The sequence below is a fragment of the Serinicoccus hydrothermalis genome, from assembly GCF_001685415.1.
GTDB lineage: Bacteria > Actinomycetota > Actinomycetes > Actinomycetales > Dermatophilaceae > Ornithinicoccus > Ornithinicoccus hydrothermalis.
The window spans coordinates 3,387,155-3,410,294 of sequence record NZ_CP014989.1; the positions used below are offsets into that span (position 1 = coordinate 3,387,155).

The following is a 23,140-nucleotide window of genomic DNA, read 5'->3' on the forward strand; positions in this document are numbered from 1 at the left end:
CCCTGGCCCCGGTCAGTCCGACCGCTGCGCGGCCCTGGCCTGCGCCGACCGTACGAGGGACACGTCCAGACCCTCGCGCCGGATGCGCTGGTCGAGGTAGAGCAGGGCGGTGACCCCGGCGGTGAACGGGATGGTGAGGGCGCCGACCACGAGCTGGAGGGCGTGGTCGGTGAGCACGACCGCCGGGCTGAGCGGGTCCAGCCCGGCGGGACCCAGGGCCGACGCGAGGCCCGCGGTGACCGGCACCTGGATGACGGCGGCCAGGATCGTCGTGACGATGCCCGCAAGGATCGTGATCCCGACGATGCGCCAGCTCTGGGCGCCCTTCGTGAGGGTCCAGGCGCGGGTGATGCCGCGCCAGGGGCCGACCCGCTCCAGCACGACCGGTGCGGGGGCCAGGCTGAGCCGGCAGGCGGCCCACACGAAGCCGACGAGAGCGGCGAGGGTGAGCAGGACGACGAGCAGGATCGACAGCCCTCCGTCCCCGAGCACCGTCACGACGAGCACGAGCAGCAGGACCAGGGCCACGAGGGCGACCACGGTCAGCAGGCCGATGAGCAGCACCGTGCCGACGAGCGCCAGCAGCCTGCTGCGCACGGCACGCCACGTGCCCGCCAGGCTCGCGCGGTCCCCGAGCACGGCCTCGCCGACGACGTGCACGATCATGCCCGTGAGGGCGATGGAGGACAGCGCGGAGAGCAGACCCCCCAGCGTGAGGGTCACGCCCTGCAGGTCGAGGTCGCTCAGGCCGGTCAGCAGGTTGCCGAGCAGCAGCGTGAGCAGGAGCGAGGGCACGAGCAGCACCGCGAGCACGATGAAGCCCATCCCGATCGTGGCCTCGGGGTTGCGTCGCATCGTCTGCAGCGCCCCGCCGAAGATGTCGCCGAGGGTGAGCGGCCGCAGCGGGACGACGCCGGGCTGGTGCATCCGGGCCAGCTGCTCGGGCGGCAGCTGCTGCCACTGGGGCTGCTGCGCGGGTGGCTGCTGCTGGCCGCCCTGCGGCGGCTGGTGCCACTGCGGCTGCTGCCACTGCGGCGGCGGGGGCGTCGATCCGGTGCCCGGGTCGTTCATCGGCCCCGGCGGCACCGGCGGCGGCAGGGGTGGGCCGTCCGGGCGTCCCTGGTCACCGGGTGGTGGTCCGAAGGGTGGCTGGCTCATCCCCCTGCTCCTCGCTCCGTGTCTCGTGGCTGCGTCACCGGCTGCTGGGAGAGTCCCCCCGCCCGTGCCTCTGCCTCACGGGCGGTCATCGGCGCGGCACCGAGCGCTTCCTGTGCGGCCACGATACCCGGCTCGGCCCGGCGCAGGACGTGACCGCGCCGCCAGAGCGTGAGGGGCGGCTTGCGCCGCTGCGCGAGGTCGCGCGCGAGCCGCCGCGCGAAGGTCACCCAGGGCCGGTTGCGGATGCACCAGGCGCCGGCGAGCAGGCCCCGCTCGCGCAGCCCGGCAACGACGTTGGCGGCGAAGATCCCCTCGGCGACGACGACGGTATGCCCGTCCAGGCATACCTCGTGCGTGCCGCTGACCGCCGAGCGGCTGATGTCGTAGACCGGCATCTGCGCCGACCCCTCCCGGCACAGCTGCTCCAGCGCGTCGAGGGCGGCGTCGCAGTCCCAGGAGTCGACGTGGTCCCAGTCCGGCAGCCCCAGGGGGCTCATCGGCAGGCCGGTGTCGGTGCCCTCGCGGTAGAAGTCGTCGAGCTGCACGACGGGCCAGCCGTGGGTGGTGTGCAGCCTCGAGGAAAGCCGCGACTTGCCCGCCCCGCTGGGGCCGGCGAGGACGAGCACGCGGGCAGGGGGCGGGGCCGGGTCCATGGCGGGACAGTCTAGGTGCGCGGAGGGGAGGCGCCGGACCGGCGTCAGAGCAGGATGGCGACGCCGGCCAGGCAGATCGCCACCGCGAGGACGACGATCGGCGGCCACGCCAGACGGGTCTGCGCCGCGTCCAGGCTGCCCTGGAGCTCCCCGCCGTCCAGGCGCCAGCGCTGCAGAGCCCGCTGCGCCTCGTCGGCGACGCCCTGCGCGGTGGTCCCGGCATCACCCCGGCGTCTCGTCGTCTCGGCGAAGTCGTCGACGTCCCTGCGCCGGGTGCGCTCCCGCTTGGCCGGGACGGCCCACGCGCTGTGGCGGCGGCCCGCGGTGTCGTGCAGCTCCAGCGCCCACTGGTGGGTGATCTCGTCGACCGCCGAGAAGGGCACGGCGGTGTCCGCCACGACGTTGGCCAGCAGGACGCCGTCCTCGCGCAGCACGACGTGCGGCCGCAGGAAGAGCGCCCAGGCGATCGAGGCGATCCCGAGGATGAGGGCGACCGCCCCGAGCAGCCCCTCGGCGCGGCCCGAGCCCACGTCCCAGATCGTCAGGGCGCCCAGCACGGCGGCGCCGGCGACCATGAGCCAGCCCAGCACCCGCGCGGGCAGGGTGCGGTAGATCCCGATGACCTCGCCGGTGAGTCCCTGCTCCGTGCGCTCCACGGCAGCGATCCTAGCGCCGCCGCCGGCCGGCGGGCGTCGTCGTTCAGACCGCCGTGAGCTCCTCCATGCCGGCGCGCACGGCAGCCAGCCGGCGGGCGGCCTCCTCGCGGGCCCCGGGCAGGGCGTCCCGGCCATCCACCGGCACGATCGCCTCGAGGTAGACCTTGAGCTTGGGCTCGGTGCCGCTGGGCCGCACGATGACCCTCGTCTCGTCCTCGAGCAGGAAGCGCACCCCGTCGGTCGGCGGCAGCCCGTCGACGCCGTCCGCCAGGTCCTCGGCCCGGCTCAGCGCCACCCCGCCCAGCTCCTGCGGGGTCTGCTCCCGCAGCCGGGCCATGACCGGCGGGATCTGCGCCAGGTCGCTGACCCGCACGGAGAAGGCGTCGGTCTGGTGCACGCCGTGCCGCTCGGCGAGGTCGTCGAGCAGGTCGCCGAGGGAGCGGCCCTGCTGCTTGAGGGTGGCGGCGAGCTCGGCGGCCATGAGCGCCGCGGTGACGCCGTCCTTGTCCGGCACCGTCGCCGGGTCGACGCAGTAGCCCAGGGCCTCCTCGTAGCCGTAGATGAGCCCCTCGACGCGGCCGATCCATTTGAACCCGGTGAGGGTCTCCTCGCCGGGCAGCCCGGCATACCGGGCCATCGCCCCGAGCAGCCGGGAGGAGACGATCGAGCGGGCGAGCACCCGGCGGTCGCCGCCGGGGCGGCCCCGGTCGATGACGTGCTGGCCGAGCAGCGCGCCGACCTCGTCGCCGCGCAGCATCCGCCACCCCTCGCCGTCGTGGACCGCCAGGGCGCACCGGTCGGCGTCGGGGTCGTTGGCGATGACGAGGTCCGGCCCGACCTGCGCCGCGAGCTCGAGCGCGGCGTCGATCGCCCCGCTCTCCTCCGGGTTGGGGAAGGCGACGGTGGGGAACTCCGGGTCGGGCTCGGCCTGCGTCGCGACCGCGGCGGGGGCGGGGAAGCCGGCCCGCTCGAAGGCGCGGCGGACGACCTCGGAGCCGACGCCGTGCAGCGCGGTGTGCACGACCGACAGGTCGCGCGGGCTGGCCGGGTCGAGGACCGCGACCGCGGCGTCGAGGTAGGCGTCGAGCACCTCCTCGCCCAGGGTCTCCCACCCGTCCTGCGCCAGCGGGACCTGAGCGGTGGAGGTGACGGCCGCGATCTGCTCGGCGATGTCCCGGTCGGCGGGCGGCACGATCTGGGAGCCGTCGCCGAGGTAGACCTTGTAGCCGTTGTCCTCGGGCGGGTTGTGGCTGGCCGTCACCATGACGCCGGCGTCGGCGCCCAGGTGCTGGATCGCGAAGGCGAGCACCGGGGTCGGCAGCGGGGAGGGGAGCACCATCGCGCGGCCGCCCGCGGCCGTGACCACGGCCGCGGTGTCACGGGCGAAGACGTCGGAGTTGTGACGGGCGTCGAAGCCGACGACCACGGCGGGTCCGGGGGTGGCGTCGCCCGACTCCTCCAGCTGCTGCCGCAGGTATGCCGTCAGCCCGGCCGCCGTGCGGAAGACCACCGAGCGGTTCATCCGGTTCGGCCCGGCGCCGAGGCGGCCGCGCAGCCCGGCGGTGCCGAACTCCAGCACCCCGGAGAAACGGTCCTCGAGGTCCGCCAGGGCGTCCTCGTCACCGTCCTCGACAGCGGCGAGCACCTGCTCCAGCTCCTGCCGCGTGGCGGGGTCCGGGTCGTCCTCCATCCAGGCGCGCGCGCTCTCCAGCAGCTCGGTCCGGTCGCTCAACGTGTCGGTCCTCTCTCGTGGTGCGGTGGTGGGTCAGATGCGCTCGACGATGCGGGCCAGCAGCTCGCCGCAGCGCTGGGCCGCCGCTGCGCCGGCGTCGATGACCTCCTGGTGGTCCAGCGGGGTCTCGCTGATCCCGGCCGCCGGGTTGGTCACCAGGGAGACCCCGAGCACCTCGAGCCCGGACTGCCGGGCGGCGATGGCCTCCAGGGCGGTCGACATACCGACGAGGTCGCCCCCCAGCACCTTGGCCATCTGGACCTCGGCCGGGGTCTCGTAGTGCGGCCCGGGGAACTGGACGTAGACACCCTCGTCGAGGTCGCCGTCGACCTCCCGGGCCAGGTCGCGCAGCCGGGAGGAGTAGAGGTCGGTGAGGTCGACGAAGTTGGCGCCCTCGATCGGTGAGGTGGCGGTGAGGTTGATGTGGTCCTTGATGAGCACCGGGGTGCCCGGCGCCCACTCCGGCCGTAGGCCGCCGCAGCCGTTGGTGAGCACGACGGTGGAGCAGCCGGCGGCGGCCGCGGTCCGCACCGCGTGGACCACCGAGCGCACCCCCTTGCCCTCGTAGAAGTGGGTGCGGGTGCCGTAGACGAGGACCCGGCGACCGTTCGGGAGGGGGATCGAGCGCATCGTGCCGGAGTGGCCGGCGACCGCCGCGGCGGCGAAGCCGGGCACGTCCGCGTGGTCGACCTCGGCGTCGGCCTGGCCGAGCGCGTCGGCGGCGGGCTTCCAGCCGGAGCCCAGCACGAGCGCGATGTCGTGCTGCGGCACGCCGGTGCGCTCGGCGATGACGTCGGCCGCGGCCTGCGCCACCTCCAGCGGATCGGTGGCGGGGTCGTCGAGGTTCGGGGTAGCACCAGTAGTCACCGGGTCAGGGTAGCGATGGTTTGATGGGATCGTGAGTGCTGGCAACAAGTCCGTCGTCGTCATCGGGGGTGGCCCCGGTGGCTACGAGGCCGCCCTGGCCGCCGCGCAGCTGGGCGCCGAGGTGACCGTCGTCGAACGCTCCGGGCTGGGCGGGGCCGCGGTGCTGACCGACTGCGTGCCGAGCAAGGCGCTCATCGCGACCGCGGACTTCATGGACCGGTTCAGCGCTGCCAAGCGCATCGGCGTGCACTTCGACGGGGCGCAGGTGCCGGGCGACCAGGGCGTCACCGCGCACATCGCCGACGTCAACTCCCGCATCCTCGACCTCGCGCGGGCCCAGAGCCGCGACATCGCCGAGCGGCTGGAGTCGGCCGGCGTGGAGGTCGTGCAGGGGGCCGGCAGCCTGCTCCCGGACGGGCGGGTGCAGATCGTCGAGGGGGTGGACGAGGTGGACTCCGGGGAGGAGCCCGCCCCGCACGACGAGGACTGCGAGGAGGCGCAGGCGCGGCGCGAGCTGGAGGCGGACCTCGTGCTCGTCTCGACCGGGGCGCGGCCGCGGGTGCTGGAGTCGGCGAAGCCGGACGGCGAGCGCATCCTCACCTGGCAGCAGATCTGGGACCTGCAGGAGCTGCCCGAGCACCTCGTCGTCATCGGCTCCGGTGTCACCGGCGCCGAGCTGGCCCACGCCTACCTCGGCCTCGGGTGCGAGGTGACGCTGATCTCCTCCCGGGACCGGGTGCTCCCGGGCGAGGACGCCGACGCGGCCAACGTGGTGGAGGAGGTCTTCCGCCGCCGCGGGATGACGGTGCTCAACCGCTCGCGCGCCGGGGCCGTGCGCCGGGAGGGGGACGGCGTCGTCGTCACCCTGGAGGACGGGCGCGAGGTGCAGGGCAGCCACGCGCTGCTCGCGGTCGGCTCGATCCCTAACACCTCGGACATGGGTCTGGAGGAGGCCGGGGTGCGGCTCAGCCCCTCGGGGCACGTCGAGGTGGACCGGGTCTCGCGGACCAGCGCTCCCGGGGTGTATGCCGCCGGCGACTGCACCGGGGTCTTCCCGTTGGCCTCGATCGCGGCGATGCAGGGGCGGATCGCCGTGGCGCACTCCCTGGGTGACGCGGTGGCGCCGCTGTCGCTGGGCAAGGTCAGCTCCAACATCTTCACCGACCCCGAGATCGCGACGGTCGGTGTGAGCCAGGCCGACGTCGACGAGGGCCGGGTGGACGCCCGGGCGGTCATGCTGCCGCTGACCAAGAACCCGCGGGCCAAGATGCAGAACCTGCAGGACGGCTTCGTCAAGATCTTCGCCCGCAGCGGCAGCGCGACCATCGTCGGGGGAGTGGTCGTGGCGCCGCGGGCCAGCGAGCTGATCTTCCCCATCGCGCTCGCGGTCGCGAACCGGCTCAACGTCGACCAGTTCTCGGCGACGTTCACGGTCTACCCCTCGATGAGCGGCTCGCTCTCCGAGGCCGCCCGGCAGCTGCACGAGATCGCCGACTGACAGCCCGACCGCCCGCGCGGTTTGCGTCGACCGCCCGCGCGGTTTGCGTCGACCGCCCGCACGGTTTGTATCGACTGGCCGCGCGACTTGTGTCGACCGCCCGCACGATTTGCCTCGACTGGCCGCGCGACTTGTGTCGACCGCCCGCACGGTCTGCGGCTTCCAAGAGCCTTGCCGCGCATACTGCGCGGTCGGTGCGCACAAAGCGTGCGTTCGGTCAGCACAAAGTGCGCGGCCGGTCGACGCAAAGTGCGCGGTCGGTGCGCGCAAACCGGGCGGCCGGTCAGTCCTTGAGCTCGCAGATGGCGGCGCCGTTGGTGACGGTGTCGCCGACGGAGGCGGACAGGCCGGTGACGGTGCCGCCCTTGTGCGCCTTGATCGGCTGCTCCATCTTCATCGCCTCCAGCACGACGACGACGTCGCCCTCGGCGACGCTCTGGCCCTCCTCGACGGCGATCTTGACGATCGTGCCCTGCATCGGCGCGGTCACCGCGTCGCCCGAGGTCGCGGCTGCGCCGCCACCGCCGCGGGTGCGCTTCGGGGCCTTCTTGCGACCGCCCCCGGCCGTGCCGCCACCGCCGCCGAGCGAGAGCCCGGCCGGCAGCGAGACCTCGAGCCGCTGGCCGCCGACCTCGACGACGACGTTCTGCCGCTCGCCCTGCTCGCCCGGGTCGTCGGCCGTCGGCCCGGAGTAGGGCTCGATCTGGTTGTCGAAGTCGGTCTCGATCCAGCGGGTATGCACTGAAAACGGCTGGTCGGCGTCCTCCGGGGCGAACGCGGGGTCGGCGACCACGGCCCGGTGGAAGGCGAGGACGGTCGGCATACCCTCTAGCGCGAACTCGGCGAGCGCGCGGCGCGAGCGCTCCAGCGCCTGCTGCCGGGTCCGGCCGGTGACGATGAGCTTGGCGAGCATCGAGTCGAAGGCGCCCGCCACGGTGTCGCCCTCCACGACCCCGGAGTCCAGGCGCACGCCCGGCCCGGACGGCGGGCGGAAGACCAGCGCCGTCCCCGGCGCGGGCATGAAGTCGCGCCCGGCGTCCTCGGCGTTCAGGCGGAACTCGAAGGAGTGCGCGTGCGGCTCGGGGTCGTCGTAGCCCAGCTCTTCGCCGTCGGCGATGCGGAACTGCTCGCGCACCAGGTCGACCCCGGTGACCTCCTCGGTCACGGGGTGCTCGACCTGCAGCCGGGTGTTGACCTCGAGGAAGGAGATGTCGCCCTCGGGTCCGACGAGGAACTCGCAGGTGCCGGCACCGACGTAGCTCGCCCCCCGCAGGATCGCCTTGCTCGCGCGCAGCAGCTCGGCGTGCTGCTCCTCGGAGAGGAAGGGGGCGGGCGCCTCCTCGACGAGCTTCTGGTTGCGCCGCTGCAGCGAGCAGTCGCGGGTCGAGACCACGACGACGTTGCCGTGCTGGTCGGCCAGGCACTGGGTCTCCACGTGCCGGGGACGGTCCAGGAAGCGCTCGACGAAGCACTCGCCGCGGCCGAAGGCGGTGACCGCCTCGCGCACGGCGGAGTCGAACAGGTCGGGGATCTCCTCCATCGTGCGGGCGACCTTGAGGCCGCGGCCCCCGCCGCCGTAGGCCGCCTTGATCGCGACCGGCAGGCCGTGCTCGGTCGCGAAGGCGACGACCTCGTCCGGCCCGTCGACCGGGTCGGTCGTGCCGGGCACGAGCGGCGCCTCCGCCTCCAGCGCGATGTGCCGGGCCTTGACCTTGTCGCCGAGGGAGTCGATCGCCTCGGGGGAGGGGCCGATCCAGGTCAGCCCGGCGTCGATGACGGCCTGCGCGAAGGAGGCGTTCTCCGCGAGGAAGCCGTAGCCCGGGTGCACCGCGTCCGCCCCCGCCTGCCGCGCGACGTCGAGCAGCTTCTCCTGCAGCAGGTAGGACTCGCCGGGGGTGCTGCCGCCCAGCGCGTAAGCCTCGTCCGCCACCTTCACGTGCAGCGCGTCGCGGTCGGGCTCGGCGTAGACCGCCACCGAGCCCAGGCCCGCGTCGGCGCAGGCGCGGGCGATGCGCACGGCGATCTCGCCGCGGTTGGCTATGAGGACCTTGCTGATCGGCATGGGGGTCACCCTAGCCCCAGGGGTATGCCCGACGCGGCGCGACTCCGGCGCGCGACGGCAGACCTCTGCCGGTCGCGGTCGCCGCTGCTCAGGACAGCCGCGCGACGTCCTCGGCGCAGCGCTGCTCCAGCTCGCCCAGCTCGCGCAGGCTGTCCTCGATGTCGCGGCGGCGGCGCTCGAGGTCGGCCCGCCGGTCGCCGATCTGGGAGAGCAGGTAGCGCAGCTGGCCGACCTCGCCCGGCTGGTCGTCGTACATGTCGAGGATCGTCGCGATCTCCTCGAGGGAGAAGCCGAGCCGACGCCCGCGCAGGATGAGCGCGAGGCGGGTGCGCTCGCGGCGGTGGTAGATGCGGCGCTGCCCCTCGCGGTCGGGCCCGAGCAGGCCGAGGTGCTCGTAGTGACGCAGCGCCCGGTGGGTGACGTCGTAGTCGTCAGCCATCTGGGCGATGGTCCACGTCGCTGTGGCGTCGGTCATGGTTGTCCTTACGTCAAGTGGTCCGAGACTATCTTGCTTGACCTTCGCGTCAACGTCAAGCACGATGGTGGGACGGTGACGGGAACCCCCGTGGACCACCCGAGCGCGAGCGAGGATGCGGACGGCGATGTTCGAACTGACGCAGGATCACGAGGAGTTCCGCGGCCTGGTCCGCGAGTTCGCGCAGGGGGAGGTGGCGCCGCACGTCGAGAAGTGGGACATGGACGCCCACTTCCCGACCGAGCTGGTGCCCAAGATGGGCGAGCTGGGGCTCTTCGGGCTCAACGCCCCGGAGGAGTTCGGCGGCGCCGGCACCGAGCACGGCGGCTTCACGTATACCTGTCTCGCCATCGAGGAGCTCGGCCGCGTCGACCAGTCGATCGGCATCACGCTCTCCGCCGGGGTGGGGCTGGGCATCAACCCGATCCTGTCCTACGGCACCCAGGAGCAGAAGGAGCGCTGGCTCCCGGACCTGCTCGCCGGCAAGGCGCTCGCGGGCTTCGGCCTCACCGAGCCGGACGCCGGCTCGGACGCCGCCGCCAGCAAGACCCGGGCCCGGCTCGAGGACGGCGAGTGGGTCGTCAGCGGCTCGAAGGCCTTCATCACCAACTCCGGCACCGACATCACCTCGGTCGTCACGGTGACCGCCAAGACCGGCGAGGACGAGAACGGCAAGCCCGAGATCAGCGCGGTCATGATCCCGGCGGGGACCGAGGGCTTCGTCGTCGAGCCGGCCTACCGCAAGCTCGGCTGGCACATCTCCGACACCCACGGCCTCACCTTCGAGAACTGCCGGGTGCCCGAGGACCACCTGCTCGGCGAGCGGGGCGAAGGCTTCAAGCAGTTCCTCAAGACGCTCGACGACGGCCGGATCGCGATCTCGGCGCTCGCCCTCGGCTGCGCGCAGCGGATGCTCGAGGAGTGCACGGCCTACGGCCAGGAGCGCACCGCCTTCGGCAAGCCGATCGCGGTCAACCAGGGCGTCTCCTTCCAGATCTCCGACCTGGCCGTCATGGTCGAGGCGGCCCGGCTGCTCACCTACAAGGCGGCCTGGCTCAAGGACGAGCAGGAGGCGGGGCGGCGCTCGGTCGCCGAGGTGAAGCAGGCCGCGGCGATCGCCAAGCTCTACTCCACCGAGGCCGCGGTCACCTCGACGCGCATCGCCACCCAGATCTTCGGCGGCAACGGCTTCATGGAGGAGTACCCCGTCGCGCGTTTCTACCGCGACTCCAAGATCCTCGAGATCGGGGAGGGCACCTCGGAGGTGCAGCGGATGGTCATCGCCCGCGGCCTCGGGCTCCCCGCCCGCTGACAGCGGTCGGTGGGTGCTGACACCATGAGGGCCATGAGCGAGGACGCCACCACGACCGACGTGACCGGCGACCCCCGCGTCGCCGACCTGCGGGAACGGCTCGGCACGGCATACCAGGCCTCGGCGGAGCCGAGCGAGCGGGCGCGGGCCAAGCTGGACGGTCAGAACAAGCTCTACGTCCGCGAGCGGATCGCGCTGCTCTTCGACGAGGGCACGTTCGTCGAGGACGGCAGGTATGCCAACGCCACCGCCGAGGGTCTGCCCGCCGACGGCGTGGTCACCGGCCGCGGCGAGGTCGACGGGCGCGCCGCGATCGTCGTCGCCAACGACCCCACGGTCAAGGCGGGGTCCTGGGGCGCGCGCACGGTCGAGAAGATCATCCGCGCCACCGAGGCGGCGCTGCGCGAGGAGCTGCCGGTCTTCTGGTTCGTGGACTCGGCCGGGGCCCGGATCACCGACCAGGTCGACCTCTTCCCCGGGCGTCGGGGCGCGGGGCGGATCTTCCACAACCAGGTCGCGCTGTCCGGCAAGGTGCCGCAGATCTGCTGCCTCTTCGGGCCCAGCGCCGCCGGTGGCGCCTACATCCCCAGCTTCACCGACCTCATCATCATGGTCGAGGGCAACGCGTCGATGTACCTCGGCAGCCCGCGGATGGCCGAGATGGTCGTGGGGGAGCGGGTGTCGCTGGAGGAGATGGGTGGCGCGCGGATGCACTGCACCGTCTCCGGGGTCGGCGACCTGCTCGCCGCGGACGACACCGAGGCGATCGAGCTGGCCCGGCACTTCTTCTCCTACCTGCCCGAGTCGTGGCGCGCCCCGGCACCCGCCTACGAGGGCGAGGAGCCCGCGGTGCCGCTGGGCAGGCATACCGTCCCCGAGGCGGAGTCGGTGCCCTTCGACGTGCACGACGTCATCGACGGCCTCGTCGACGACGACAGCTTCTTCGAGGTCAAGCCGCTCTTCGCCGCCGAGCTGGTCGTCGGGCTGGGGCGGATCGACGGGCAGAGCGTCGGGATCGTCGCCAACAACTCGGCGGTCAAGGGCGGCGTGCTCTTCACCGACTCGGCCGACAAGGCGGCGCGCTTCATCTGGCTGTGCGACGCCTACGGCATCCCCCTGATCTACCTCGCCGACGTGCCGGGATTCATGATCGGCTCCGAGGTCGAGCGCGGCGGCATCATCCGGCACGGCGCCAAGATGGTCTCCGCGGTCTCGGAGGCGACGGTGCCGCAGCTGTGCGTGGTGCTGCGCAAGGCCTACGGCGCCGGGCTGTATGCCATGGGTGGCCCCGGCTTCGGCCCGGACGCGACGATCGCGCTGCCGACGGCGCGGATCGCGGTGATGGGCCCCGAGGCCGCGGTCAACGCGGTCTACGCCAACAAGATCGCCGCGATCGAGGACGAGGGTGAGCGGCAGGCCTTCATCGACGCCCGGCGTGCGGACTACCTCGAGGACGTCGATCTCGAGCGGCTTGCCGCCGACCTCGTCATCGACGCGATCACCGAGCCGGAGGACCTGCGCGCCGAGGTCGTGCACCGGCTGCGGTATGCCGCGCGCCGCGACCGGCACTTCTCCGCCCGCCACCGCAGCATCCCCCCGGTCTGATGGCACAGCGCCCTCGATCCAGCGGGCGGGCCCCGGCGCTCGCCGTGCTCGGCGCGCTCATGATCGTCGGCGGCGTGGTGGTCATCCTCAGCACGCCGGTGTCGTTCGGGTGGTTCGCCTACCAGCCGGTCGAGCCGGTCCGGATCCTCGTGTGGCAGGACGTCGTCGGGCCGATCACCATCTGCGTCGGCGCGGTGCTCCTGGCCCTCGGCAGCTACCTGCTGGGTCGGCGGTCCCGGGAGGGGTGACCTCACCGCATACTTAACAAGACCGTTAAGTATGCGGTAGCCTGGGCGCCATGTCCTCCCTCAACGCGGCGGCCGGCGCCATCGCCAGCGAGTCCCGCCGCCGGGTGGTCGAGCACCTGGCCGACGGGCCCGCCACCGTGAGCGCCCTGGCCGAGGTGCTCGGGATGAGCGTGCCCGGCACCATGCGCCACGTCGACCGCCTGGCGGAGGCCGGGATCGTCCGCCGGACCAAGGCCGGACGCGTCGTCACCGTCGAGCTGGTGCCCGGCAGCCTCGACCCCCTGGCGACCTGGGCCCTGCAGCACCGCCTCTTCTGGGGCAACCACCTGGACCGCCTGGCAGGTCACCTGACAGGTCCCACCGACAGGAGCGAGCCATGAGCGCCAGCACCGTCACCGTCACGCGGGTCGTCCCGGCCGACGCCGACCGCGCCTTCCGGGCGTGGATGGACCCCGCCGAGCTGGCCCGGTGGTGGTGGCCGCAGTGGCCGGACACGACCTACGAGGTCGACGCCCGCCAGGGCGGGCGGCTGCGCATCACGGCCCCCTCCGCCGGGGTGGGCGTGGAGGGGGCCTTCCTCGAGCACGACCCCCCGCGCCGGTTCGTCATGACCTGGACCTGGGTGGACGACCCTGCTGCCGGCGTGCCCGCAGACGCCGCGGTGGACACGGTCGAGGTCACCTTCACCCCGGGCGACGGGGGCACCGAGGTGACGGTGCGGCACACCTCCGACGCGCACGAGCCGGACGGTGGCGCCGCGCAGGGCTGGAACGACGTGCTGGACCGGCTGCCCGGGCACCTGGCGAGCTGACCCTCCGTCTCCACGACCCTACTGGCCCCTACGGCGTGGCCGCGGGGTCGGGAGCGGTCCGACTCCCGCGGCGCCGACCTTGTTAGCCTCCCGGCATGCTCTCCACCCGTCGACAGGCCCCCGGGGGCGTCCCCGGCACGGCAGGCCTGCGCAGGCGTGCCCGCACGGGAGCGCGACGGGTCGCCCAGGCGTTCTCCCGGCCGGTGACCTACGTCGTCGCACCGCACCCGGACGACGAGACCCTGCGGCTCGCCTCCTACATCCCGTGGCTCTGCGCCCGCACCCAGCACCCGGTCGTCCTGGTGGCCGTGAGCGACGGCGGTGCCTCCCGGCGGGCGGAGCTCAAGGGGTGGACCCCGGCCTACGAGAGGGAGTTCCGCCGGTCCGAGCAGGCCGCCGCGTGGTCGGCCCTGACGGCGGGCGCGGGACACATCGTCCGGCTCGGGCTCCCGGACGGCGGCGTCCAGGCGGAGGAGGTCGGTCGGGCGCTGAAGAAGTTGGACCGCCGCGGGGCGCGGTGGGTCGTCGCGGCCCACCCCGACGACGACCACCCGGACCACCGCGCGGTCGTCGAGGCGGTGCAGGGGCTCGGGGCCCGGACCGTGCGGTTCAGCCTGGGCACCCTCATGTCCGGCGAGGCCTCGGTCTACCGGCCGACCCGCAGCAGCGAGGACCAGATCCAGATCGCCGTGGCCGCCTACGAGAACTTCGGCCGGCAGTCCGTCAAGGACGAGTTCTCGGCCCTGCGCAGGCTGGGCTACGTGAGCCGCGTCGTCTCCCGGTCGACGGAGCTCTCCGCTGCGGCGCCCCGCCCGCAGCCGTCGGCGGAGCCGGCACGTGCCGCCGCCTCAGAGCCCTCGCCCCCGGCGCCGGCCCCGCCCATCTTCGTGCTGGGCAACCAGAAGTCGGGGAGCACGGCGATCGCCAGCCTGCTGGCCGAGTGCATCGGCGGGGAGGCCTCGTTGGACGTGCTCTACCAGACCCGCACCCGGTTGGCCGACCTGCTGGGGCAGGAGGACGCGGTCGCCACGCTGGCGCAGCGCCGGCCCAAGGTCTTCGCCGCGGACGTGGTGAAGGACAACGACGTCATCTTCCTGCTGCCCTCGCTGCTGGCGGCCTTCCCGGACGCCCAGGTGGTCTTCGTCGTCCGCGACCCCCGGGACAACATCAGGAGCATCCTCAACCGGGTGGACCTGCCCGGGTCGCAGGCGGACCTCACGGCGGACCAGTACGACGACCTGAGGGAGCGGCTGCCCGGGTGGTACCCCATCCTCACCAACGCGGGGATGGCCACCGGGCCGAGGCAGTACGTGGAGGCGCTGGCGGACCGGTGGGTGCGCGCCGCACAGACCTACGTCGACGCCGCCGAGCACCTGACGCTGCTGCGCTACGAGGACTTCTGCGCCGACAAGCGCGGCAGCATCGAGGCGCTGGCCCGCTCCCTGGGGCGACCGGTCGTGCGCGACATCACCGGCTCGCAGGACCGGCAGTTCCAGCCCCGCGGAGACCGCGAGGTCACCCCCGCGGCCTTCTTCGGCGAGGACAACCTGCGGCGGATCGAGCACACCTGCGGTGCCCTGATGTCCCGCTTCGGCTACCCGGCGACCGACTGACGACCCGGCCCGCGGGAGCGCAGCGCCTCAGCGCAGGTGGTCGCCCCACCAGTCGAGGATGTGCTCGAAGCGCTGCAGCCGGTGCCGCGGCTGGCCCGAGCGCGACAGCTCGTGCCCCTCGCCGGGGAAGACGAGCAGCTTGCTGGGCACGCCGTTCTTGCGCAGCCGCGCGAAGAGTCGCTGGCCCTGCTCCAGCGGGCAGCGGAAGTCGCGCTCGGAGTGGATGACCAGCGTCGGTGTGGTGATCCGGTCGGCCCAGGTCAGCGGTGACTGCTCGTGCTGGAAGGCGCCGGCATACTCGTCGGCGAAGAACCAGCCGATGTCGCTGGTGCCGGCGAAGGAGTCCCAGGCGTTGACAGCGCGCTCGCTGATCGCCGCGGTGAAGCGGTCGGTGTGCCCGACGAGCCAGGTCGTCATCAGTCCGCCGTAGGAGCCGCCCATGACGCCGAGCCGAGAGCCGTCGAGGCCCGGCAGGGTCAGGGCGTGGTCCAGCAGCGCGGTGAGGTCGGCGACGTCGACGGTGCCGATCGCCTCCTTGACCGCCCGTCCGTGCGCCGCGCCGTAGCCGGAGCCGCCTCGCGGGTTGCCCATGACGACGGCATACCCAGCGCCGGCGAGGACCTGGGCCTCGTCGAAGAGGTTGCCGGAGTACTGCGCGTAGGGGCCGCCGTGGATCATGAGGATCACCGGGTGGCCCGCCTTGCGCCGCGGCTTGGTGGTGGGCCGGACCAGCCAGCCGTGCACCGGGTAGCCGTCGCCCGAGGTCGCGTCCAGCTCCTCGGTCTCGATCGGTGCGGCCGTGCCGGTGAGGTGGCTGGCGAAGTCGGTGCGCTGCGTGAGCGTCTCGCCGGAGCGGCCGACGAAGAGCTCGGAGTATGCCTCGCGCGTGCCCGCGACCGCGACGACGACGTCGCCGCCGGCGGCCAGGGCGGTCACGCCGACGTGACCCTCGAGCAGCACCCGGTCGGCCGTGAGGTCACGGACGACGGTGTCGCCGCGCACCTCGAAGGCGGCGACGACCGCGCCGTCGCCGGCGATCACCGGGGCGCAGGCGAGGTGGTCTGTCTCTTCGTCGGTGAGCGCGACCCCGGGGCCGTCGAGCTGGCGCAGCACCGCGTTGCGGGCCACGAAGTCCTGCTTCGAGCTGCCGAGGTCGGCCGCACCGTAGACGGCGGTGCCGTCCGGGCCGACGTGCACGCTGCCGACCGATCCGGTGCCGTCGGTGTGCCGGCGGAAGCCCTTGCCGCGCAGGTCGACCGAGCACACGTCGCTCACGAGGGTGTCCGGGGTCCAGGCGCCGCGCCGGTCGCGAGAGGCGACGAAGGCGATCCGGGTGCCGGCGTGCAGGAAGACGGGCGCGCTGTCGTCACCTCGACCCGAGGTGAGCTGCGTGCTGGGCGGGAGCTCGTCGGCGTCCGGGCCATCGGGATCGGGCAGGTCGGCGAGGTCGAGCAGGAAGAGCTTGCTCGGGCGGTCGAGGACGTAGCCGAGCCCGTCGGCCAGGTAGGTGCTGTGCTCGATGAGCCGCGGCGCCTCCTGGTCGGGCTTGACGGCGTCGTCGGTGCCGTAGCGACCCTGCTCGGGGACGCGGGCGGCATACACGAGCTGCGTGCCCTCGGGAGACCAGGAGAAGGAGCCGACGCCCAGCGGCTGGTCGGTCAGGCGTCGAGCGTCGCCGCCGTCGGCAGGCATGACGTGCAGCTGCGGCGGTCCGTCGTCGCCGGCGCGGAGGAAGGCCAGCTGCGTGCCGTCAGGGGAGTATGCCGGTGCCGAGTCCCGCGTGCTGCTGGTCAACCGGGTGGGCCGGGCGTCGTCCGTGCTCAGGTCGAGCCGCCACAGGCTGGTGAGGTAGCGGTTGTCCTCGGTGTCCGGCCGGCTCACCACGAAGACCACGTCGCGGCTGTGGGGGTGGACGGTGGGGGAGGACAGCGTGCGGATCGTCGTCAGGTCGCTGGGCTTCACCTGCGCGAGCCTACGCCGGGACCGTCAGCCGCTCGTCCGAGCCGTCTGCACGCCTCGACGTCACTCCGGAGCCTGCTCGAGGGGGCTCGTGAGTGACGAGCCGGCGTGCAGATGACGGTCCCGTGGGAGTCGGGACCGTCCCCGAGTCTCACGGGACGATCGCGGCCTCGGGCTCAGCGCCGCTCCCAGGTGACCCAGGCCGTGATGTCCCCGGAGCCAGGCTGGCGACGTGTCTCCATCCACCGCTCCTGGTCCACCTCGGGGAAGCGGGTGCTGCCCTCCGGCTCGAGGTCGACCTCGGTGAGCACCAGCCGGTGGGCGTGTTCGATCGTCTGGGCGTAGATCTCGCCGCCTCCGGCGACGAAGACCTCACCGTCGCCGGCCATGAGCAAGGCCTCGGACAGGGAGTGCGCGACCTCTGCCCCGGGCGCCGACCAGTCGCGCTGCCGCGTCACGACGATCGTGCGACGCCCGGGCAGTGCCCGCCCGATGGAGTCCCAGGTGCCGCGCCCCATGAGCAGCACGCCGCCCATCGTGGTGTCCTTGAAGAAGCGCAGGTCCTCGGGGAGGTGCCACGGCATCGCGGCGCCGTCGCCGATGACGCCGTTGCGCCCGACGGCCGCGACGAGCGTCAGCCGCTGCGCGAAGCCGTGGGTGAGCAGCGCCCCGCGCGCGCCCGCGGCGAGGGCCTCCAGCGCCAGCCGCTCGTGCGGCACGACGCGGTCGGGCAGGTCGTCCAGGGGCCACCACTGCAGGCGCGCGGCCCGGTGCGGCTCGGCGACGTGCGGCTCGCCCGCCCACCGGTCGGTGGCGACGAAGACGTCGACCCGTTGCTCGAAGGGGTCTGGCAGCGCGATGGTCCGGTGCACCGTCGCGACGTGCTCGAGGTCGTCCTCGACCAGCTCGACGCCGATCTCCTCGGCGGCCTCGCGGACCCCGGCGCGCCAGAAGCTCTCGCCCGGCTCGACATGGCCTGCGGCCCCGCAGGCCCACCAGCCGTCCATGTAGGGCGTGCCCTGCCGCAGCTGCAGCAGCACCTCGGTCCCCGAGGGTCCCTGACGACGCAGCACGACGTAGGTCGCGGGCACGAGCGCACCCGGACGGGACCGGCGTGCCGCCTCGTCGCGGGGCGCACCCTGCCCGGCGTCCGTCACCGACGACGGGGTCGACGGCTGCGTCATACCGCGATCGGGGCCTTGATCGTCGGGGCCGCGACGTAGTCGCGCACCTCGACGTCCTCCAGCTCGAAGGCGTCGATCGCCCGGACCTCCGGGTTGAGCAACAGGGAGGGGAGCGGCCCTGGTGTCCGGGTGAGCTGCTCGGCGGCCTGGTCGAGGTGGTTGAGGTAGAGGTGCGCGTCGCCGAGGGTGTGCACGAAGTCCTTGGCGCGCAGGTCTGTGACCTGCGCCACCATGTGCGTCAGCAGGGCGTAGGACGCGATGTTGAAGGGGACGCCGAGGAAGGTGTCGGCGCTGCGCTGGTAGAGCTGGCAGGACAGCCACCCGCGCCGGTCCTCGTCGTCCGGCGCGGCGGGCGCGACGTAGAACTGGAACAGCGTGTGGCAGGGCGGCAGGGCCATCGAGTCGACGTCGGCGACGTTCCACGCCGAGACGATGTGACGGCGGGAGTCGGGGTTGGTCCTCAGGCCGTCGACGAGCCGCTGGATCTGGTCGATCGTCCCCCCGTCCGGGGTCGGCCAGGAGCGCCACTGGTGGCCGTAGACCGGCCCGAGGTCCCCCTGCTCGTCGGCCCACTCGTCCCAGATCGTGATCCTGCGCTCCTGCAGCCAGCGCACGTTGGTGTCCCCGCGCAGGAACCACAGCAGCTCACCGATGATCGAGCGCAGGTGCAGCTTCTTCGTCGTCAGCGCCGGGAAACCCTCGGTCAGGTCGAAGCGCATCTGGTGGCCGAAGACGGACAGCGTCCCCGTGCCGGTCCGGTCCTCCTTGCGCACCCCCTCGGTGCGGATCCGCTCCAGGAGGTCGAGGTATGCCTGCATGCCGGCCAGCGTAGCGGCGCCCGCCGACCGTCACGGTCAACCACCGGCGACGAGCGCCACGCACGCGAGGCACAGCGCCAGGCCCATGAGCTGGGAGCGCCCTAGCCGCTCGCGCAGCACGGTGGCCGCCAGCAGCACGGTCACGGCGGGGTAGAGCGAGGTGACGACCGCGGCCACGGTGAGGAGCCCGGCCTGCGTCGCCAGCAGGAAGGCCAGCGCCGCCAGCGTGGCGAGCACGCCCGCGACCAGACCGCCACCGACCTCGAGGGCCCTCCGCGGGCGCCAGCTGTCACCGAGCAGGGTCGCCGTGAGCGCCACGCTGACCAGGCCCACCGCCTGCGTCACCGCGAGCGGCCAGTAGCCGGCGCTCTGCGGCACCTGCCCGATCGCCGCGAAGAGCAGCCCGAAGCCGGCCCCGGCCAGGACGCCGTCGACCAGCCCCTGCGCGAGGCGCCCGCCCTCGCCGGGCTCGCGGCTGACCAGCCAGATCCCCGGCAGGGCTGCGGCGATGCCGCACCACACCAGCACTCCCGGCCGCTCGCCGGCCACGACGGCCACGGCCACCGGCAGCACCGCCGCGCCGACCCCGGAGACGGGAGCCACCACCCCCATCCGGCCCGAGCTCAGGCCGCGGTAGAGGAAGGCGCCGCCCAGCCCGCTACCCACCCCGGCGAGCGCGCCCCACGCGAGATCGATTGCGGTCGGCTCCCCGGTGCGGGAGAGCGCGACGAGCACCGCGCCCACCAGCCCCCCGACGGCACACATGAGCGCGACCGGCCAGGGCGAGCTACGCCGCGAGGCGACCCCGCCGACGAAGTCGGACAGCCCGTAGGACAGCGCCGCCACGAGCGCCAGGACCACACCCATACCGCGTCCTCTCCTCCGGTTAGTCTTTCGCCATGAGCCATCCTCACCCCGAGCTGACCGCGCCCCCGCCCCTCAAGGACGGGGGCGTCCGCGTCATCCCGCTCGGCGGGCTCGGCGAGGTGGGTCGCAACATGGCCGTCATCGAGCACCGGGGCAAGCTGCTCGTCGTGGACTGCGGGGTCCTCTTCCCCGAGGAGCACCACCCGGGCGTCGACCTCATCCTGCCCGACTTCAGCCCGATCGAGGACCGGCTCGACGACATCGTCGCGATCGTCCTCACGCACGGGCACGAGGACCACATCGGCGCCGTGCCCTACCTCCTGCGGCTCAAGCCGGACATCCCGCTCGTGGGCTCGCAGCTCACGCTGGCCCTCATCGAGGCCAAGCTCAAGGAGCACAAGATCACCCCGTTGACCCTGGCGGTGCGCGAGGGCGGTCGGGAGCAGCTGGGCCCCTTCGACTGCGAGTTCGTCGCGGTCAACCACTCCATCCCGGACGCGCTCGCGGTCTTCATCCGCACCTCCGGCGGCACGATCCTGCACACCGGCGACTTCAAGATGGACCAGCTGCCGCTGGACGGCCGGATCACCGACCTGCGCGCCTTCGCCCGGCTGGGGGAGGAGGGCGTCGACCTGTTCATGACCGACTCCACCAACGCCCACGTCCCGGGCTTCACGACCCCGGAGCGGCAGATCGCCCCGGCGATCGAGCGGGTCTTCCACAACGCCGAGCGGCGGATCATCGTCGCCTGCTTCTCCTCCCACGTCCACCGCGTCCAGCAGGTGCTCGACGCCGCGGAGGAGTCGGGCCGCAAGGTCGCGATGGTGGGGCGCTCGATGATCCGCAACATGGGCATCGCCGCCGAGCTGGGCTACCTCCGTGTCCCGGACGGGGTGCTCGTCGACCTCAACCGGCTGACCAAGCTGCCGGACGACCAGCAGGTGCTCGTCTGCACCGGATCCCAGGGCGAGCCGATGGCGGCGCTGTCCCGGATGGCCAACGGCGACCACAAGATCGACGTCGGCGAGGGGGACACGGTGCTGCTCGCCTCCTCCCTCATCCCCGGCAACGAGAACGCCGTCTACCGCGTCATCAACGGCCTCACCCGCCGCGGCGCCGACGTCGTGCACAAGGAGAACGCCCTGGTGCACGTCTCCGGGCACGCCAGCGCCGGTGAGCTGCTCTACTGCTACAACATCGTCAAGCCGCGCAACGTCCTCCCGGTCCACGGGGAGTGGCGCCACATGGTCGCCAACGGCGACCTCGCGGTGCAAACGGGCGTGCCGCGCGACAACGTCGTGCTCGCCGAGGACGGCGTGGTCGTCGACCTCGTCGACGGCCGGGCGCGCATCGCCGGCGCCGTGGACTGCGGGTATGTCTACGTCGACGGATCGCTCGTCGGCGCGGCGGACGAGACGATGCTCAAGGACCGCCGCATCCTGCGCGACGAGGGCTTCGTGACGATCATCGTCGTGCGCGACTCCTCGACGGGGGCCATCGCCGCCGGCCCGGAGATCCAGACCCGCGGGTTCGCGGAGGGGCAGGACGTCTTCGAGCGGGTGCAGCCCAAGCTCGTGGCGGCCCTGGAGGAGGCGCGGCGCAACGGGGTGCAGGACACCCACCAGCTGCAGCAGGTCATCCGCCGCACGGTGGGATCCTTCGTGGGCAACAAGCTGCGCCGCCGCCCGATGATCATCCCCATCGTCGTCGACGCCTGACACCGGCTCCGGGGGGGGGGTGTGCCGTGCGCCGCGTCCTCGTCACGCTCGCCTGGACATGGTGGCTGGCGGCGGCCGGGCTCACCGCGCTGCGCTGGGTCGACGCCGCCGGTCCGGTGCCGGTGCTGCAGTCCGGTCTGGTCCTCGTCGGCCTGAGCCTGGTGCCGCTCGCGGCCCTCGCCTGGGCCTCGGCCCGGTGGCTGCTGCTCGTGGCGGCGGTCCTGCTGGGGCTGGTGCACGGCGCGCTCGCCGCGCCCTGGCTGGTGCCGGACACCGTGCCCGCCGGCCGCGACGACCTCGTCGTCGCTGCCGCCAACCTGGAGTACGGCCGGGGGAGCCTGGAGGACCTCGCCGCGCTGGTCGACGAGCGCCAGGTCGACGCCCTCGTGCTGGTCGAGATGACACCGGAGGCGCAGGCGCGGCTCGAGGGAACGGCCCTCGACCGCGCCCTGCCTGTCCGCGCCGGCACCCTCCGGTCCGACGCGGGCGGGACGCTCGTGCTCGCCCGCGAGGGAGTGGGCGGGGGTGCTGGCGTCGCAACCGGCGCTGGTGGCGCGGATGTCATCGACGAGCCGTATCTCTTCGACCAGGTCCGTCTCCCGATCACCCGGGGCGAGCAGACCGTGACGCTGCTCGGGGCGCATACCCGTCCTCCGTCGGTCGCCGGCTCGGCGGCGTGGCGTGAGGAGCTGGGGTGGCTCGGCGCGGACGCGGCCGGCCTCGAGGGTCCGCTGCTCGTGGTCGGCGACCTCAACGCCTCGACCGGGCACCCCGCGCTGCGCCAGGTCAAGGACGACGCGGGGCTGCGGGACGCGCACGAGGACTCCGGGTCGGGGTGGGTGCGCACCTGGCCGACGGAGGGGCTGCTGCCGGCCTTCGTGCAGATCGACCATGTGCTGGTGCGGGGGCTGGAGGTCGTCGACGCCGGTGCGGCGACGGTCTCCGGCTCGGACCACGCGACGGTCTGGGCTCGGCTGCGCCTGCCCTGATGGCTGCGGTCGCGGTGCGAGCCGGGTCAGTCCTCCGGGTGGTCCGGCCGGCCGAGACGCTTGCGCAGTTTGGCGGCCTCCTCGGCGATCTCCTTCTCCGTGGGCTCCCGGTCGAAGGTGAGGCTGGCGCCGTGGATGGCCACCCCGATGCCCCAGCCCATCATCGGCCAGATGGGCCAGAAGTACTCCCCGAAGCCGCCGCTCACCAGCCAGATGAGGGTGAGCAGCCCCATGATGAGCGCATACATCATGAAGTGCTGTCGCCACTCCTGGCGCGCCTCGATCTTCGCGAGCGCACGCTTGCGCATCTCCGGGTCGAGCTCGGTGCTCGGGCGGTAGGGCTGCAGCGGGAAGTTCCCCTCGACCGGGTCGGTCGGTCCCTGCGGTGGCTGGCTCACGGACCCAGCGTACTCAGCGGGATGCGTGGCCATGGCTCGATCGACCGTCGATCGTCCGCGAGATGACCGGCACGAGACAGAGCCCCCAGCCGATCATCGCCCAGGCGGGCCAGAAGTAGCCGCCGCCGCTCAGCGCCCAGACGGCGACCAGCATCGCCGAGAGCGGGGCCACGCCGACGACCCGCGAGCGGTCGCCGTGCCCGCCGCACCCGGCAGGACGCCGGTCTCGTCGCGCCTCCCTCTCCTCCGGCAGCTCCTCCTGACCGCCCGTCCCCGGCGTCGGCAGCGGGGGCGGGGTGGTCGAGCTCTGGTCCGTGCTGGTCGTGGGTTGCACCCGGATGTCCATGACGTCTCCTCGGTCTCGTCCGTCGTTCTCGACTCGACGGTATGCCCGCCCCCTCACCGCGCGGAGTGACAGATGTCAGCAGGTCGCCGGGAGCGCCGTCACGCTCTCCGGCGTGGGACCCCTGTGACGGAGGTGAACATTGGGTACCGTGCGACCGTGGCCAAGACTGCG

Annotated in this window: 22 protein-coding genes; 9 read left to right on the forward strand and 13 right to left on the reverse strand. The window is 73.2% G+C overall.

The window, feature by feature from the left end:
• Nucleotides 1-12: 12 nt before the first annotated feature.
• The 5 genes from SGUI_RS15870 to SGUI_RS15890 form a co-directional block, all read right to left on the reverse strand.
• Complete coding sequence (locus SGUI_RS15870) at nucleotides 13-1,158, reverse strand: DUF7847 domain-containing protein (protein WP_157621880.1); 1,146 nt, start codon at nucleotides 1,156-1,158, stop codon at nucleotides 13-15.
• Nucleotides 1,155-1,811, reverse strand: coding sequence for a uridine kinase family protein (locus tag SGUI_RS15875; protein ID WP_066641882.1), 657 nt, complete (start codon nucleotides 1,809-1,811; stop codon nucleotides 1,155-1,157). The genes SGUI_RS15870 and SGUI_RS15875 overlap by 4 nt, the downstream gene beginning before the upstream one ends.
• Before the next feature lie 44 nt (nucleotides 1,812-1,855).
• Nucleotides 1,856-2,467, reverse strand: coding sequence for a hypothetical protein (locus tag SGUI_RS15880; RefSeq protein ID WP_066641884.1), 612 nt, complete (start codon nucleotides 2,465-2,467; stop codon nucleotides 1,856-1,858).
• 43 nt (nucleotides 2,468-2,510) lie between these two features.
• A complete protein-coding gene (locus SGUI_RS15885) occupies nucleotides 2,511-4,157 on the reverse strand; it encodes a phospho-sugar mutase (RefSeq protein WP_066643612.1) in 1,647 nt (548 codons plus the stop codon).
• Nucleotides 4,158-4,232: 75 nt separating this feature from the next.
• On the reverse strand, nucleotides 4,233-5,066 hold the full coding sequence (locus SGUI_RS15890; protein ID WP_066641886.1) for a purine-nucleoside phosphorylase: 834 nt from the start codon (nucleotides 5,064-5,066) through the stop codon (nucleotides 4,233-4,235).
• Nucleotides 5,067-5,097: 31 nt separating this feature from the next.
• On the opposite strand from SGUI_RS15890, the gene SGUI_RS15895 reads away from it, so the two are divergent.
• On the forward strand, nucleotides 5,098-6,564 hold the full coding sequence (locus SGUI_RS15895) for an NAD(P)H-quinone dehydrogenase (protein ID WP_066641888.1): 1,467 nt from the start codon (nucleotides 5,098-5,100) through the stop codon (nucleotides 6,562-6,564).
• 283 nt (nucleotides 6,565-6,847) lie between these two features.
• Here the strand turns inward: SGUI_RS15895 and SGUI_RS15900 are convergent, their stop codons facing one another.
• Both SGUI_RS15900 and SGUI_RS15905 read right to left on the reverse strand, forming a co-directional pair.
• Nucleotides 6,848-8,626: an acetyl/propionyl/methylcrotonyl-CoA carboxylase subunit alpha gene (locus SGUI_RS15900; protein WP_066641889.1), complete on the reverse strand. Its 1,779-nt coding sequence runs from the start codon at nucleotides 8,624-8,626 to the stop codon at nucleotides 6,848-6,850.
• A gap of 88 nt (nucleotides 8,627-8,714) precedes the next feature.
• Entirely contained in the window at nucleotides 8,715-9,101 is a 387-nt protein-coding gene (locus SGUI_RS15905; RefSeq protein ID WP_066641893.1) for a MerR family transcriptional regulator, read from the reverse strand.
• A gap of 127 nt (nucleotides 9,102-9,228) precedes the next feature.
• Between SGUI_RS15905 and SGUI_RS15910 the strand changes: the two genes are divergently transcribed.
• The 6 genes from SGUI_RS15910 (at nucleotide 9,229) to SGUI_RS15935 (ending at nucleotide 14,690) form a co-directional block, all read left to right on the forward strand.
• Nucleotides 9,229-10,413, forward strand: a complete 1,185-nt coding sequence (locus SGUI_RS15910; RefSeq protein WP_066641895.1) for an acyl-CoA dehydrogenase family protein — start codon at nucleotides 9,229-9,231, stop codon at nucleotides 10,411-10,413.
• 33 nt (nucleotides 10,414-10,446) lie between these two features.
• The gene (locus SGUI_RS15915) at nucleotides 10,447-12,018 is read left to right on the forward strand and encodes an acyl-CoA carboxylase subunit beta (RefSeq protein ID WP_237141388.1); all 1,572 of its coding nucleotides are present in this window, start codon (nucleotides 10,447-10,449) and stop codon (nucleotides 12,016-12,018) included.
• Nucleotides 12,018-12,266 (forward strand): hypothetical protein, encoded by a 249-nt coding sequence (locus tag SGUI_RS15920; RefSeq protein WP_149814755.1) that lies wholly within the window; start codon nucleotides 12,018-12,020, stop codon nucleotides 12,264-12,266. Before SGUI_RS15915 ends, SGUI_RS15920 begins: the two co-directional genes overlap by 1 nt.
• Before the next feature lie 50 nt (nucleotides 12,267-12,316).
• Nucleotides 12,317-12,646, forward strand: a complete 330-nt coding sequence (locus tag SGUI_RS15925; protein WP_066641899.1) for an ArsR/SmtB family transcription factor — start codon at nucleotides 12,317-12,319, stop codon at nucleotides 12,644-12,646.
• Nucleotides 12,643-13,077 carry an SRPBCC family protein gene (locus SGUI_RS15930; RefSeq protein WP_066641900.1) on the forward strand — a complete coding sequence of 145 codons (435 nt, stop codon included), beginning with the start codon at nucleotides 12,643-12,645 and terminating at the stop codon, nucleotides 13,075-13,077. The genes SGUI_RS15925 and SGUI_RS15930 overlap by 4 nt, the downstream gene beginning before the upstream one ends.
• A 95-nt stretch (nucleotides 13,078-13,172) precedes the next feature.
• Nucleotides 13,173-14,690, forward strand: a complete 1,518-nt coding sequence (locus SGUI_RS15935) for a PIG-L family deacetylase (RefSeq protein ID WP_083190751.1) — start codon at nucleotides 13,173-13,175, stop codon at nucleotides 14,688-14,690.
• Between the two features lie 27 nt (nucleotides 14,691-14,717).
• Here the strand turns inward: SGUI_RS15935 and SGUI_RS15940 are convergent, their stop codons facing one another.
• From SGUI_RS15940 to SGUI_RS15955, 4 genes are all read right to left on the reverse strand, one after another.
• The gene (locus tag SGUI_RS15940; protein WP_066641904.1) at nucleotides 14,718-16,652 is read right to left on the reverse strand and encodes a S9 family peptidase; all 1,935 of its coding nucleotides are present in this window, start codon (nucleotides 16,650-16,652) and stop codon (nucleotides 14,718-14,720) included.
• A 173-nt stretch (nucleotides 16,653-16,825) separates the two neighbouring features.
• On the reverse strand, nucleotides 16,826-17,833 hold the full coding sequence (locus SGUI_RS17235) for a dihydrofolate reductase (protein WP_083190752.1): 1,008 nt from the start codon (nucleotides 17,831-17,833) through the stop codon (nucleotides 16,826-16,828).
• Nucleotides 17,830-18,651, reverse strand: coding sequence for a thymidylate synthase (locus SGUI_RS15950; RefSeq protein ID WP_066641908.1), 822 nt, complete (start codon nucleotides 18,649-18,651; stop codon nucleotides 17,830-17,832). The genes SGUI_RS17235 and SGUI_RS15950 overlap by 4 nt, the downstream gene beginning before the upstream one ends.
• 36 nt (nucleotides 18,652-18,687) lie before the next feature.
• Complete coding sequence (locus tag SGUI_RS15955) at nucleotides 18,688-19,518, reverse strand: DMT family transporter (protein ID WP_066641910.1); 831 nt, start codon at nucleotides 19,516-19,518, stop codon at nucleotides 18,688-18,690.
• Nucleotides 19,519-19,550: 32 nt separating this feature from the next.
• Here SGUI_RS15955 and SGUI_RS15960 point away from each other — a divergent pair, with 32 nt between their 5' ends.
• The gene (locus SGUI_RS15960; RefSeq protein WP_066641914.1) at nucleotides 19,551-21,236 is read left to right on the forward strand and encodes a ribonuclease J; all 1,686 of its coding nucleotides are present in this window, start codon (nucleotides 19,551-19,553) and stop codon (nucleotides 21,234-21,236) included.
• A gap of 26 nt (nucleotides 21,237-21,262) precedes the next feature.
• On the forward strand, nucleotides 21,263-22,225 hold the full coding sequence (locus SGUI_RS15965; protein WP_066641916.1) for an endonuclease/exonuclease/phosphatase family protein: 963 nt from the start codon (nucleotides 21,263-21,265) through the stop codon (nucleotides 22,223-22,225).
• A 26-nt stretch (nucleotides 22,226-22,251) separates the two neighbouring features.
• Here SGUI_RS15965 and SGUI_RS15970 read toward each other — a convergent pair whose 3' ends face one another.
• A complete protein-coding gene (locus SGUI_RS15970; protein ID WP_083190753.1) occupies nucleotides 22,252-22,623 on the reverse strand; it encodes a 2TM domain-containing protein in 372 nt (123 codons plus the stop codon).
• Nucleotides 22,624-22,636: 13 nt separating this feature from the next.
• Entirely contained in the window at nucleotides 22,637-22,969 is a 333-nt protein-coding gene (locus tag SGUI_RS15975; RefSeq protein WP_066641918.1) for a 2TM domain-containing protein, read from the reverse strand.
• Nucleotides 22,970-23,140 lie beyond the last annotated feature (171 nt).